Below are 13,274 nucleotides of genomic sequence, written 5' to 3'. Positions count from 1 at the left end.
AAACGGGCTATTACCCTAGCGGGTAGTAATTTCTGGTTCACCATTTATTAAAGCTTGTACATTAATTATAAAATCTACAGCATTAATTATAAACGCTACTACATTAATTATAAATGCTAGGACATTAATTATAAATGCGGGTGCGTTAATTATAAAATCTACAGCCTTAATTATAAACGCTAGTACATTAATTATAAATGCTGGTGCGTTAATTATAAACGCTAGTACATTAATTATAAAATCTACTACCTTAATTATAAATGCTAGGACGTTAATTATAAAATCTAGTGCATTAATTATAAATGCGGGTACGTTAATTATAAATGATTGTGCATTAATTATAAAATCTAGCATATTAATTATAAGTGCTTGTTCGATAATTATAAAAGCGAAAGCCTGTATTTAAATTAAAGATTAGTGATTTGCTTATTGTTTGCTAAAAATATTAGTATTTTTGTGTGCTGAATTGAGTTAGCATAAGCAATATGAAACCAAGGGATTTGATAAGTAAAAGCGAATTAGAACGCAAGTGGGAGAATTACAAATATGAGGCACCAGCCCAGCCCGCTATAACCTACTATACCATTTATGAAAAGGCCAAGGCTTTAAAACATTGGATATACGATCCCGAAATAAAACGCTGGCAAACACCCGAAGAGTTTTTAGAACTGGAGAAAAGAATCTCTGGTGGCGAACCCAAACGATTGGAGCGTTTGCAAATTAAAGACCCAATGGAGGGTGTTAATGCTGCTTACGAGCAATTACAAGCTTTAAAGGATAGGATGGAAATATTTGTGAAGAGGGTGATTGAATATTATAGATAATAAAATTCTTCAGAATTTATATTAATGAAACTAGTTCTACGCAAAAGATATACATAAAAAACTAGGACTTTTAACCACTTAACTAATCATTGGATAAATTTTTTATTACTAATTGCTGTAAAGTTCTAGACCGAATTAAAATACTGATGGAGTAGCGGAATCTGGAGGTGTTTTTGGAGGCTTAATCTTTAAAATCATTGGCATTGGAAAATCTACTCCAGTCAGCATAGCTTCACCAGAACTAAGTATAGGTAAAAATGAAAGTGCGGATTTACTTGCTTCAGAGCAGGCATATTCTATAGCCTCGCGATCGAACTGATTGATTAAGCGATGTACAATAAAACAGCCCATCTGACTTAAAACCCCTCTCGGTATGTCGCGTGGCATCTGAGTTGATAGTACTAAAAATAAACCAAATTTTCTACACTCTTTTGCAATGCGGTCAAAAGCATTCAAATCTACCTCTATTGAATATTCATCTTTGATTTTTTTGTTCAAGAAAAGATGTGCCTCGTCTAAAAATAGGAGCAAACTTTTCTTGGGCCTCTTAGAATCTCCCTTGAACTCTTTTCCGAGAGCTTTTTCTAGTAAAAGACGACCCAAGGCATTAATAAGAATTTCTCTAAGCTTGTTATCTGTAGGAACTTCTGCCACTGACAAAATCAAGACATTAACATCTGCTTTCATAAAGTCTTCGAATAATTTTCCAAAGTCCACACTGCCAAGCCCATTTTGCAGTCCTTTGAAATCAAAAACTTGCTCAAAGGATTTATCATTAATAGTCAATAGAATTCTTGTAATCAATGATTGGCAATTATTTGTAGCAGTTTTATCTGAATTGCCATAGTTATCTATACATTCTTTTATAATCTGTGCAGCCAGTGCATTTATATCAAAAGTGCAAAATGGTGAATAAACATCAGGATTATTTTTACATGTAAGCATAAATTGGATTGCATCCTTATCTATCCCCTTTTTTAATGTTGAATAACCATGTTCTCTATTTTTACTGATGTATGTAGCTTGAAAAATAGATTCAGGACTTTCAGCTTCTATTGTTTTTTTGCTAAGCAACTCGATTAATCTTAAGCTTTTGATAGCCTCCTGCAACTTTGGTAATTGCGATTGTTGCGATGGTCTAAAAAGTGCATGAAGATCTGTTTCACGAATATTTCTATAATTTAAATAAGTTCCACTATCACTTCCTCCATTGAATTTTCGGTACCAAATATTATTGCTTTGTAGTGCTTCATATTCACCTGTCGGATCTATTACTATTGCCTTTCCGTTAAGGCAACAGACCTCTTGAATTAATTTTGCAATGGTCCAACTCTTTCCACCACCTGTAGTGCCTACAATTGCACAATGCCTACCAAACAAAGCCTGTCCAGATACGTTCACTTCGTGTCGACTATCTCCAGGAATGTAAGCTAGAGGAATTAGCTGATCGTTTTCTCCTCTTTTTCCAAAATCAGTTAGTAACGAACCTAGAAAATCATCAGCACATAGAAAAACCTTTGCACCAACTGGGGGAAGCTGTTCGATACCTTTTTTTGCTTTTAACTCATAGGAGTCAAAGCAGAGCATGATTTCTATTTTGCCAATAGGATGGAATTCCTCTTTTTCGTATCGCGTCTCAGTAAATTGTAACCTTTCTTTTTCTGGGAGTGCAATCTCCGTTATTTTGCCTAAAAAACCATTCCCAGTGCCTTCGATGATTATGTATTTACCGGTTAAAGCGTGATAACCTTGGTCAGCACTGAAGAATTTCTTCAATAATAGTGAGGATGGGAAATGAACATTGGTAGCATACGGTGCCACAAGTGATACAAATCCTACAAATCTGCTATCGGAATATGGATTGTACATCATTCTTTGATATTAGGATTTCTGAGGAATTCATTGAGTGATTCTAATACATCGAATCTTCTATGTGCAATGTTTTCTGGAAATTGAATAGTAAAGTCGATAAAACTCTCCGCAATCAAAGTTAATCTGCTTTGGAACTCGGCAATGCGATGTAATTCTTTTTGATATTCCGCATTTTTCCCGACAACCTCACCATAAGTGACACTCATGAGGTTGAGTGAGGGGTTCTGCTTTATAGACTCTAATATCACCGATGAGATGTGCTTATCATAAAAACTAAAACCTATTGTAATTAATAAAGTATTTTCTGTTCTCAATGCTTGTTGAAATCTAGCCATCATTTCAAAATATGGTTGCTCATAAGAATGCTCATATTTATTGCTCTGTGGAAATATCATCACTCTTTGATCTGTAGGTATTGCATCTGTTGTTTGATCGATCTCACCGCCGTTTTTTCTCCAAGTTAATGAACCATGCATTTTAAATAGATAAAATAATTTTGCTATTGTGCTGTCTTTTTTGTCTTGTCTATTGTGCCTAGTTTCAATAATATCATAATCGAAATACTTCCCATTGAATACTCTTGGATTAGAAAATGTGAAACCATCAATTACCGTAAAACGCTCTTGAGCAGCTGCTTGTTCAAATAATGTATCGTAATTAAGTGTAAAAACCTTTACACGAGGGAACTTCTGAGGTCTAAGGCCTATTTTATTAAGAAATTCTGTATGTGGCGCAGCTTCTTCCAATTCTAGAGTGCATTCATCTACAATAAAACTCTTTACATGGTTCATTGCATCTAGTAGTTCTGTATCTGACTTAACTGAATGTCTCATTCCAGCGAGAGAAAGTAATTCTTCTAAATCTTTTCCCTGGTAGTTATCTGTTTTTTTTATTAATAATTGTAGATATTTATTTTCTGAACCATTACTTAGTGCATCCCAAAGTCCGGCCATTGTTAATCCTTTTTTATGTTTTCCAATTCCTACAGATGTACCTGCGCCGGATAGGATGATTAGATTTTCAATCTCATTGTATTTATGTTGAAGTTGATTAGTATAAAAATCTCGCTTAAGTTCATCTGCATATGCCCAAAGACCAAGTTGACTTCGCACTTTATTATCCAAACCTATTATAGCTCCAAAATCATCTAAGAATAGCAGCTCCATTTCGTTCCCAATCTTTTCAATTTTTAATAACTCTTTTGGTAAAATAGGTTTGGGATTTGCTTCATTACTTTTTTCTGCTATATTTTCAGTCTCAATCCCTTCCTTATTTGAGCTTTTCTTTTTGGTTAACTTAGTGATTGTAAGTTTTTTATTCTTTAAGATAACCTCGCTAGTTAGCTCAGCCGAAACTATTAATTCTTGCTGGTTCATATTTATTCTGTTAGTAGATAACCTCAGAATATACAGAATAGATTAATTGACTGAAGATTGAGAGGTCGTTAGCCAAATATAAAATAATATCTTTGTTTTTATTGCGATATTATCTTTATTAACGCAAATGAGCTTGATGAGCGTTTTTAAAAAGTTGTTTCAATACTTGCGATGTGTTTAATACCGAAATTATAGATTAAATAATCTAGAACCCAATATTTTAATTGAGATTAATAGAATATAAAAACTCATTTGATAGTATTTCCTATAGCCCCTGGAGTGCGGTACCCGTTTTTAATCCTCAATTAGCTCATGAAGCTGTAATTGTCTAAAAACAAAATAAGCCAGCTCCAAAATTTAGAGCTGGCTATCAAAATTACGTTCTTGCCACTTGTATGAATAAATATTTTTACCAGACAATCGGTTGGTATAGTTTTAAAGTACCCATTTCTTCAGGAATATCTTGAAGTCTTACGATCAGCTTATTACTATTAATCATCAAAGGAAGCATCTTGGTTGGTGTAGTACCTATTGTCACCTCCGGATCCTTTTCTAAATCCGGAGTTTCGTCAAATGTCAGAGTTGCGTAAGTTGCTTTACATACTGTATTTTTGCTTCCAACTTTAATTTTTACAGATTTAGTTGATTTAAGAACTTCTACAATGTCGGGCATTATCCATCTTATACCTTGAAAATAGACTTGGTAAAGTTTGCTATCTTCCTTTGATAGGGCAGTAACCATAAATTCTTCAAAATCTCCTTTTTTGTTCCATGCTTGAGGAAGAAACATCACATCCTGTGGAAGCGGGCCGAATTCAGGGGCATAGATTACAATTCCATCATAATGGACTAAGCGTCTATCATGTTCTTTTGCGTAATTTAAATAATTTGAAATACCTATCATAAACAATACCAAATGTATATTTAACATGGCGCATATTTCTTTTTCGGCGGGGTTTGAGTGGTATTCGTCGAACCGGTTTTACCTGCTTTACCTAATCCTTTCGTGTACTCTTTCATTCTAATATCTATCCTCTTAACCCAATATTCTGCCAATTGACCGGAGGAAAGATAAGGATTTGCTTTATATTTTTTTCTCATGTCGACTTCTGCCGAATTGATCGCATCAGCTGCAATCGCTTTAGCTTCATTTCTTGTATAAATCAATTTGCCCTCAACATTAAAATATGGAAGTCCAAAATAAACTTGTGGAATTTGAACATATTTTTCATTATTCACAGTGCCGGTCATGAAATCATATATACCTAAATTACAGTAAATGTCCGTCAATTCAGCTTCCTGCCAAAGCTCATGCAATGTAACCCCTGCAAAGTCAAAATTATCAGGACAGGTATATGCATAATCAGATTCAGATGGTTCTGAATCTGGTACCTCGTCAGATACTTCCGGTAAAGTTGGGGCTGTTCCTCCGCCACTACCCGAACCACCACCACTTCCACCTGATCCACCGCCGCCAACGCCGCCGCCGTCACCATCGCCCACTGTTGGAATATCTGTACAGACCGTTGTATAGTTGTAACCTTTAACATATGGCGTGCAATCAGTGTAAGTTTCAACTGTTACGCAACTCATGCCATAAACAGGCGAAACATCGGTGTAACAGTTTTGCGCCTCTGCAAGCTGTAACTTGCCTCGTCCAATACCTCGCATTCCTAATGTTGTTCTCTCATTAAGTGAGGCTTTATAGGCTTCTGCATTGGCACCCTTTATCGATTGGGTAGCCTTGCCACCTTGATAAATATAGCCATTAATTAAATTTCCGTTCGCGCCATAGTAGTAAACTGCACCCGTATAAGAGCCATACTTTTTGTAATGCGGCTTTTCATCAGAAATAGAAACCATGTAATAACCGTTTATGATTTTACCGGTTTCATTGTCCTTGAAGAAAAGCATTTTTATTTTGCTTTTTGCGGCTAAGGAATCCACAGATGACGGGTTAGCAAAACCTAATGAAAGAAATACATTTTCTTTGTTAATTACGTCTACTTCATAGACGCTTTCATTTTCTTGGTTATTGATAAAAACTTTGTTCCAATCGGGCTTTAAACTATTAAATAAAAGAGCCTTGTGATTAAAATTTTTAGCTTCCCAATTTTGGAGATCACTTAGGTTAAAACTTTCAGGATTATTACCTGTAGTTTTTTTGCATGAAGTAATAATTAGTGATATGCTGAATAACAGCAAACAGATCAAGCCGAGTGGCTTAATGGAATAAGATAGTTTTTTCATCTTTGAGATAAACGTTTTTATTAATATTGTTGACGACCAATACAAAACAATAAATATCTTGGGGACGAGAATTTATGGAATCTGAGAACGTCTTGATTTAGTTTTAAAGGTATATTTTGCTTTTTCTTTTATATAGCAGGATTATTTTTTTTGTGAAGTGCTGTATATCGTTAAAAGTATGTTTGCGCATATTTCTTTCTTCCTAATTAAAGCCACTTCGTAAAAGGCAGCTTTGTAACGTAGGATGCAAATCAACTATCACACTTTTAATTTTTTAAATGTTAAGCCTATAATGTGTTTGCGTTGTGGGTGATCTAATTTTAGCGATGCCTTAATGTAACTTTTAACCCCCAGTACGATATCCACTAATCCTGTTTGTTCAGCATAAAAAACAATAGCTCTTTTTTTACGGGCATCATCAACCGGGGTTTTGGCAATCGCTACCGCATTAACACTGGCCTCCATGGTTTGGAGTAAGGATTGAAAAGATTTGATGGTAATGTCTTCTTCTGTAGGGGTATATACATTACTGTTAAGCAAAACATCAATATACTGTTTAAAATTCTCGACCTTATTGTCATAAGATACCGCTCTTTGAGATCTGCTAACCGTACTATCAGCATCTTTCTGGTTTTTTATGATCCCCCTTAACTGATCGGCAAGCGTTTTGGCTGTTTGTAATTCAGCAGGATTGGCAATCGCTGCCTTTAGATAATTAAAACTACTGGATACCAGATTATTGAAGGGCTTAAAAATAAGTTCCTGTTCGTCAACGGCTTTTCTGTATGCAGGTAGCACTTCACTAACTGCACGGTTTGCATCTTCTGCTCTTTTAGATAATTCTTCTAATGCTTTTATCTCGTATATCGCTTTAGGCGGTTGGTAGTTGTCTAAAGTTTTTAGCCTGATAATTAGATCTTTGGTGTTGGCCGCATTTTTAGCGTAGCCACTTTCTGTGTTTGACATAGGTTATTTGATTAGGTAAATATTTAATTATTGATTCGGTAAACGACTTTGTTGCCTGTTTAAATCCTGGATACACTTATATCAATCCGTCACTTTTCGGGATCTGCCCCTGTCGGTGGCGCTTCTTCCTGTAGTTTGGCTATAATTGCTTTCATTTTGGGCAGTCCGAAATAGTTGTACTGCTCAATTATTTTAATTACCTCGGGGTGCGAAACGGATAGGTTGTACAAAGAAGAGCCGGCATTATTCCATACATCAGCTGATTCGAGTGATTTATATTTCTCTATTGCGGGGTTTTCGATATTGGCAATGTTGGCTACGATCTCTGCTTTTTCTACAGCAGTGAATTTTTTGGAGGGGTCTTCGTCGAAGATATGTTGTCGATCTGTGGAATATAAAGCATCCATAAAATTACCCAAAGCATAAATAAAACGATTATCTGTAGCACTGGTATGCTCTTCTACATATTTTAATAAACCTTCTCTAATCCACAGCTTATTATAACTGTCTTTAGTAAAAAACAATTGTCCAATAAATTCTGGATATCTATAATTTTCTTTATAAATAGAATCCAACATCATTTTATTTATTTTAGGTTCTTTATCGTAGCCATATTTTTCCAATAACATACTTAAAAACCCTTTATTATTATTAAAAAGCCAACTGAAACTTGCCTTATCATTATTAAACAGATATTTGTTTCTGTGAATATGAAAAGGTTCTATAGTGATTTTGTAGCTATTATCATTGTTTATGCTGATTAAGTCATCCAAAAGTTGAATGTCAAAAAATAAATGTTCCTTTTTTAATAAATAATAATTATCATAGTATACAAAGTCTTCAAATTCATTTTTTACCATTTTGTTATAATCTTCCGCTTGATTTCCAAATAACGTAATATAACTATCTGTTGCATGTGTTTTATAATGAGGGTTTTTTAAATTATCTATACCAAATATCTCTTTAATTCTTTCATTAAATACCTCCTCGCTAACAGGTATAAAACCATTATTTTTTAACCCTTCAAACATTATTATCGAAGCCAGTTCTAAATCCCTTCCTGTCATTTTATAGGGATTTTCATATCCTTTTTCTTCGCTATCTACTCTTTTTTGATATTCTAAGTGCTGTTTTATTTCTTCTATAATTTTTATGGGTATCATTGGTTTTTGTGTTTCTTGATTTGCTGTTGAACTGTTTTGTTTGGGCTTGTTTTTGCAGCCACTTACAATGAATAAAGTGATTAGCGAAACCAATATTGCTTTTGTTTTCATATAGTGCGTATCTTAATTTAAGTTGTTTTGTTTGACTTTGTTTTGTTCTTGTCTTTTATGCTGAATTTCTCGTTTATCTTTGCGGCGCTTTCATAAATATCCCTATCCTTTAATTTATCGGCTTCTTTAGGTTCATAATCTGCAGGGATGTAAAACCCCTCAAGTACTTTGGTAATCCCGTCATAAGTAAAAGATTTGCCGTAGCTACTAAAGCGAATGGTATCGCCCTGGTTACCACCAAGCAGAATAAATCGGCCATCTTTAGTTTTACCAAATAAAAAGCCGGTATGTCCTTTTCCTGAGCCGTTGCTAGCCTTATAGACGACTAATGAGCCATAAATAGGTTCGGATATTTTTTTGTATTTATTATTATTAATAGGGGCTAATGAGCCTGCGGAATTGGAATGACTGTACGGCTTATTTTTAGCGTTTTTTGTTTTGCTGATGCACCAGTTCATAAACGCGGCACACCAAGGACCTTTTTCACCATTGGTTGGTTTGTAAAAATTACTGCAATACTCAAGATAGCTTTTTGCCTTAGAGTACATAGGTTCTTCTCCTTCATAACATCCTTTCATCGCTTTAGCTTCATTTAAAGCAACTTCCATCCAGGGTGCCCTGTTGCCAATAATTTTAATTTCAATTTCTTTCCAATCGCATTCGCTTGTTTTAAATGTTTTTGATGTATAATTATCAAAGGCATTTTGTTTTTGTGCATAACTATTGCCAACCTCATGTCCTACTCCTTTTGAAACCAGTTTGTTATCAGCAAAGCCATTAGATTTAGCTATCAACCCCCTCCATTTAAAAAAGGCCATAGAAGTTAAAACTGCTATTCTTATATCTTTGGCAACAATGTCCGGATCTTTCAGGATATCAATCTTTTCGTATTTCAAGATATAGGTATTTGCTTTTGCATAATTTTCTCTTCCGGTAAGCTGTATTAAACCCTTTCCCCTGAATTTCCAGCCATCACCCTCCTGGGTATTGCCTACACGGTTTTCTACACTACGGTTTTTATCGGCATAAGCCAGGTTGGCAATCATTTGTTCATTGGCCGCATGATCTTTTGTGCGTCCGTATTTGTAGGCATCTTCGTGGTGTTTGGCGAAGTACGAAAAAGGTGGATTATCACGCTTACCTGTTTTTTTATTCAGGTTGCCATTAATTAAGGTATCTGCACTGTAGTTCATGTTTTCGCCGGTTTTTACATGGAGTTTGGTACTCGATTCTACCCTGATCTGGGCAAAAAAATGGGCTTTTACCCAGCAGGTATTCATACCCAGTTCGGCCATGTATTTATTGTAGGTTTCGGCTACCAGTTTAAGGGTATGGTCATCGGCATCTTCGAAAATCTTTTTCAGTTCAGCAGTGGTAATTGCTGCATTGCACCTGGGGCAGTCTCCCGATTGATGGCCTTCCTGCCGCACAATCCCCACCATGGCTTTCCCGCCATTGGCCGGTACATCATTTTTAAAGGCTACCAGGGTATTGCTGATGCCCAGAAATTCCATTTCTGCTATTTCGGCATAAAAATGATGAAGTTTTTCGCTGTAACTTTTCTCCCAGCTTTTTGAAAGGGTAAAATCAAATTCAACAATGCCGTGCTGATTTAACGTGTATTTTTTATCGTGCAGTAGGGTATCTTTCCTTAAATGATCTAAGCCCAGCCGGCTTTCTTTACGGTATATTTTTACGTTTACTGTTTTTGCACTCAGGTTGCGGGTACGAATGCGGCATTTCATCTCGCTGCCATAAGTGGCTTGTATTACGGGTTTACCATCCAATAAAAATTCAATACTTACAATTTCTTCCCTGGTAACCAGCTGTAGTTTTTGCAGCGGCTGGGGGATGTTGCCGTTCAGGATTTCGTATTTTTGATCGGCAGCATGTACCTTGAAATAAAATGCTGTTCCCGCTTTTAAGTGTTTGCGGTATTTTTCTGCATGTGGTATAAAATCATATCCATCAGCGTTTAATACCTGGCTGGAAGGTATTTTGAAACCATTAATGATATGGATGGGCACTGCTTTACCGGTATCATCGAGGTAACCATATTCGAGGTTTACCACAAGCCCCTCAGCAGCTCTGAATTTTACGTAGGCATGGTTGGCTTCCTCCCAGCCGGTCTTTGTTTTTTTACCACCTTCGGGGTATTCCCATTGTGCCAGCACCACTTCGGGTTGGGCTACCACAACTTTAACGGCAACTTTAAGAGTAGGTTGTGCTAAATAAGCCTGCACGGTATATTCGCCGGGTTCTTCAAAATGGTGGTCTATTATTTCCCCGCTTTTTGAGTTAAAGGCAGCCACACAATTGCCCTTGTCATCTTTACAAACCCATTTTACAGCAGCAATTTCGTAGGGCGGGGCGGGTAGTATTTTAAACTGATCTTTTACACTAAAGGTTATTTTCTCTTTTATCCGGGTACTTGCTGTAGAAGCGCTAACCGATATAATTGCGTTTTTTACAGCCTTTATCAGTTCTGATTGTTTGGGTACTCCGTTAAACAAGGCCGAAACGATGTAATTACATTCCTCGTTGCAGATTACCCTGGTGAGATTTCCATTAGAAATAAGGAGTGTTGGAGAACCCTTCCCGCTGATTTTGTTTACCTCCCAACGAATAGTATTCATGTCGCCGGGAACGGCAAGCCCTGGAAAAAGGCTTTTGAGCCTGAATTCAACTGGTTGCTGTATCCTTACTTTGGTTCTGCCATCGGTTGTGGTAACGGTTTCAATTTGGTTTTCCTTAATGATATAAGCTTTGGTTACTTTTTTATCGCCAGCGGTTTTGCCATAGGCTTCAATCAGGTAAGTACCTGTCTTTTTAAAAGTAAGGGTAAGGGTTTCGCCTGCATCGCTGCGCAATTGCATGGGTGCACCATTTTCATCGTAAATAACCCAGTTAACGGCTTGCTTTTCAGCGTCAGTTGGTTTACCTGTAAAATTTGCGCGAAAAGTAACCGGGCTGTTTAGCGGTTGTTCGGTACCATAGCTTAAAGCGGATATGGATTTTACTGTAGCGCCATCTTCGTCTTCGTTTTTAGCTTCCTGTTCGGTATGTATGAGTTCTTCGGTAATTAATGGGCCATCGGCGGCCCAACTTCCCGGATTTGCATTTTCAAGCACCTGCTGGTTAATATCAGCCTGCTGGCCATGCTCTACAATTTTAATATTTCCTCCCTTTGCAGTACATATTGCGCTGCTGCGGTTGGTCAGTGCATAAGCACCATTGGGAAGTTCGATCTTTTCATCATAATCTTTCCACTGTAACCGGGCAGTGCAGGGTACAGGTTTACCAGGATCGGGAACCTTGCACTGGCCAAAATTGAGGTTAAATAATTTGTTGTCCAAGGTTGTAGCAACAAGCTTATTTTCACCATTATCGTTAATGATGTATTTATTATGACTGAGTATATGCAGCGGTTTAGGTGAAGGATCTGCGGCTTTATCGCAGGTGCATTTAGCACCCTGACAGATTAAAAGTTCATTGAGCTCCTTATTTTGTATGGGCTTATCTTCTTTCTCCTGTTTGTTATGGGCAGAAACTTCTTCTACATGAGTAAGTTCCTCATCTTTAAGGTTTGACTCGTCAGCGGTTATTTCCGGATCGGTGTTCCAATTCATTTGCGCTATGTTTTACTCATGGGTGGTTAAAAAGATGTCGAGTGTTTTTTCATAATTGCCGGTAGTTAACTGATAACGGGTTTCTATTGCATTACACCAACCGGTAGCGGCATCAACCTGATAAAAACCATCTACGCGTATTTCTTCAATCCGATCATCGGTTTTGGTCTTCAGCCAGCGGTTAAACCCGGGTTGATCATGGATTTCAGCTTTTTTGCCCGAAAATTTAATTAAGCAACCAGTTGGCAGAGGTTTAATCCGCCATTTTTCCCCGAATTGGATAGGTGCAGGGCAAAAGCCATATACCGTCCTTTCTCCACGGAAAATATTTTCGGTAAAATTGACCTGGTAAACGTTTCTGAAATATTCATTCAGAAAAAGATCCTGCATCAGGTTATTTGTTAAATTTTCGCCGGGCAAAAGTTTACGATCGATCGTTGTCAATGCTTTTTCAACCCAATTGCCGGCAAAACTATTTTCGATATTTGTTCTGGTGTTTAGCCATTTTTTCCAAAGTGTTTCCTGCTGTTCAATAACAGTTGGCGAACCATTGAAATTTAATTTTAAACTTACGGGATTCAATACTGTTGAAACCTGCTGTACAAAGGCATCTGCATCGTTGTTGGGGAGATTATTTATGGCGTCAGGCTTACGGTAAACCGTTATACGCTGCGAGCCTGTCCAGAACGAAACCTTCCCGGGTACAATATTGATGTCGAAATCTTTATGGATGTATTTAACCTTTTGATTTGTTCTTTCTGAAATCGTTATTTTCAAATGCATGTTTAAAGGTTCTTTTAAAGGTTTGTAAAGGATTTTGCTAATGTTCATGCCTGTTGTTGGAAGTGTTTTGCTTTTCTATAATTTTGCTGCTGTACAAAATTTACCGGGTATTCAGGGCGATTTATTTTCTTTGATGGTTTCGCTAAATGATTCATACCGATCGTATTTTACTTTGTGCTTAGCCTGTAAAATCACATCCTTGCAGGCGTTAAGCGTAATACGCCCTTTGGTAGCTGAATACACCATGCTTGCTGAAGATTCGGTTATCGTTTTGCCTATGTATTTTATTGTTCCCATGTT

At 36.7% G+C, this 13,274-nt stretch carries 11 protein-coding genes; 1 reads left to right on the top strand and 10 read right to left on the bottom strand.

Features of this window, described 5'->3' with window-relative positions; genetic code table 11:
- Positions 1–15 precede the first annotated feature (15 nt).
- A complete protein-coding gene (locus tag OC25_RS28190; RefSeq protein WP_039470541.1) occupies positions 16–354 on the bottom strand; it encodes a hypothetical protein in 339 nt (112 codons plus the stop codon).
- A gap of 146 nt (positions 355–500) precedes the next feature.
- Here OC25_RS28190 and OC25_RS00325 point away from each other — a divergent pair, with 146 nt between their 5' ends.
- Positions 501–824 (top strand): hypothetical protein, encoded by a 324-nt coding sequence (locus OC25_RS00325; RefSeq protein WP_209435546.1) that lies wholly within the window; start codon positions 501–503, stop codon positions 822–824.
- Between the two features lie 135 nt (positions 825–959).
- Here OC25_RS00325 and OC25_RS00320 read toward each other — a convergent pair whose 3' ends face one another.
- The 9 genes from OC25_RS00320 to OC25_RS27760 all read right to left on the bottom strand — a co-directional run bounded on the left by OC25_RS00320 (position 960) and on the right by OC25_RS27760 (position 13,271).
- Positions 960–2,696: an ATP-binding protein gene (locus OC25_RS00320; protein WP_052265848.1), complete on the bottom strand. Its 1,737-nt coding sequence runs from the start codon at positions 2,694–2,696 to the stop codon at positions 960–962.
- On the bottom strand, positions 2,693–4,072 hold the full coding sequence (locus OC25_RS00315) for an SIR2 family protein (RefSeq protein ID WP_052265847.1): 1,380 nt from the start codon (positions 4,070–4,072) through the stop codon (positions 2,693–2,695). Before OC25_RS00315 ends, OC25_RS00320 begins: the two co-directional genes overlap by 4 nt.
- A gap of 409 nt (positions 4,073–4,481) precedes the next feature.
- The gene (locus tag OC25_RS00310) at positions 4,482–5,003 is read right to left on the bottom strand and encodes a hypothetical protein (RefSeq protein WP_156131348.1); all 522 of its coding nucleotides are present in this window, start codon (positions 5,001–5,003) and stop codon (positions 4,482–4,484) included.
- Positions 4,997–6,322, bottom strand: coding sequence for a hypothetical protein (locus OC25_RS00305; protein ID WP_039470534.1), 1,326 nt, complete (start codon positions 6,320–6,322; stop codon positions 4,997–4,999). The genes OC25_RS00310 and OC25_RS00305 overlap by 7 nt, the downstream gene beginning before the upstream one ends.
- 258 nt (positions 6,323–6,580) lie before the next feature.
- On the bottom strand, positions 6,581–7,288 hold the full coding sequence (locus OC25_RS00300; protein WP_039470532.1) for a hypothetical protein: 708 nt from the start codon (positions 7,286–7,288) through the stop codon (positions 6,581–6,583).
- Between the two features lie 89 nt (positions 7,289–7,377).
- A complete protein-coding gene (locus tag OC25_RS00295; RefSeq protein WP_039470528.1) occupies positions 7,378–8,562 on the bottom strand; it encodes a hypothetical protein in 1,185 nt (394 codons plus the stop codon).
- Positions 8,563–8,579: 17 nt separating this feature from the next.
- Entirely contained in the window at positions 8,580–12,191 is a 3,612-nt protein-coding gene (locus OC25_RS00290; RefSeq protein ID WP_039470526.1) for a PAAR-like protein, read from the bottom strand.
- 12 nt (positions 12,192–12,203) lie between these two features.
- On the bottom strand, positions 12,204–13,022 hold the full coding sequence (locus OC25_RS00285; RefSeq protein ID WP_039470521.1) for a hypothetical protein: 819 nt from the start codon (positions 13,020–13,022) through the stop codon (positions 12,204–12,206).
- 63 nt (positions 13,023–13,085) lie between these two features.
- Positions 13,086–13,271 carry a hypothetical protein gene (locus tag OC25_RS27760; RefSeq protein WP_156131347.1) on the bottom strand — a complete coding sequence of 62 codons (186 nt, stop codon included), beginning with the start codon at positions 13,269–13,271 and terminating at the stop codon, positions 13,086–13,088.
- Positions 13,272–13,274: the final 3 nt, after the last annotated feature.

The sequence above is a fragment of the Pedobacter kyungheensis genome (assembly GCF_000812965.1).
Taxonomy (GTDB): Bacteria; Bacteroidota; Bacteroidia; order Sphingobacteriales; family Sphingobacteriaceae; genus Pedobacter; species Pedobacter kyungheensis.
Note: the sequence above shows the minus strand (reverse complement) of the source record. Positions and strands in the feature narration are given on the sequence as shown.

Excerpts from the sequence above, each read along its gene's own strand:
- OC25_RS28190 (WP_039470541.1), bottom strand. The coding sequence starts at position 354 with ATGCTAGATTTTATAATTAATGCACAATCATTTATAATTAACGTACCC.
- OC25_RS00320 (WP_052265848.1), bottom strand. The coding sequence starts at position 2,696 with ATGATGTACAATCCATATTCCGATAGCAGATTTGTAGGATTTGTATCA.
- OC25_RS00315 (WP_052265847.1), bottom strand. The coding sequence starts at position 4,072 with ATGAACCAGCAAGAATTAATAGTTTCGGCTGAGCTAACTAGCGAGGTT.
- OC25_RS00310 (WP_156131348.1), bottom strand. The coding sequence starts at position 5,003 with ATGTTAAATATACATTTGGTATTGTTTATGATAGGTATTTCAAATTAT.
- OC25_RS00305 (WP_039470534.1), bottom strand. The coding sequence starts at position 6,322 with ATGAAAAAACTATCTTATTCCATTAAGCCACTCGGCTTGATCTGTTTG.
- OC25_RS00300 (WP_039470532.1), bottom strand. The coding sequence starts at position 7,288 with ATGTCAAACACAGAAAGTGGCTACGCTAAAAATGCGGCCAACACCAAA.
- OC25_RS00295 (WP_039470528.1), bottom strand. The coding sequence starts at position 8,562 with ATGAAAACAAAAGCAATATTGGTTTCGCTAATCACTTTATTCATTGTA.
- OC25_RS00290 (WP_039470526.1), bottom strand. The coding sequence starts at position 12,191 with ATGAATTGGAACACCGATCCGGAAATAACCGCTGACGAGTCAAACCTT.
- OC25_RS00285 (WP_039470521.1), bottom strand. The coding sequence starts at position 13,022 with ATGAACATTAGCAAAATCCTTTACAAACCTTTAAAAGAACCTTTAAAC.
- OC25_RS27760 (WP_156131347.1), bottom strand. The coding sequence starts at position 13,271 with ATGGGAACAATAAAATACATAGGCAAAACGATAACCGAATCTTCAGCA.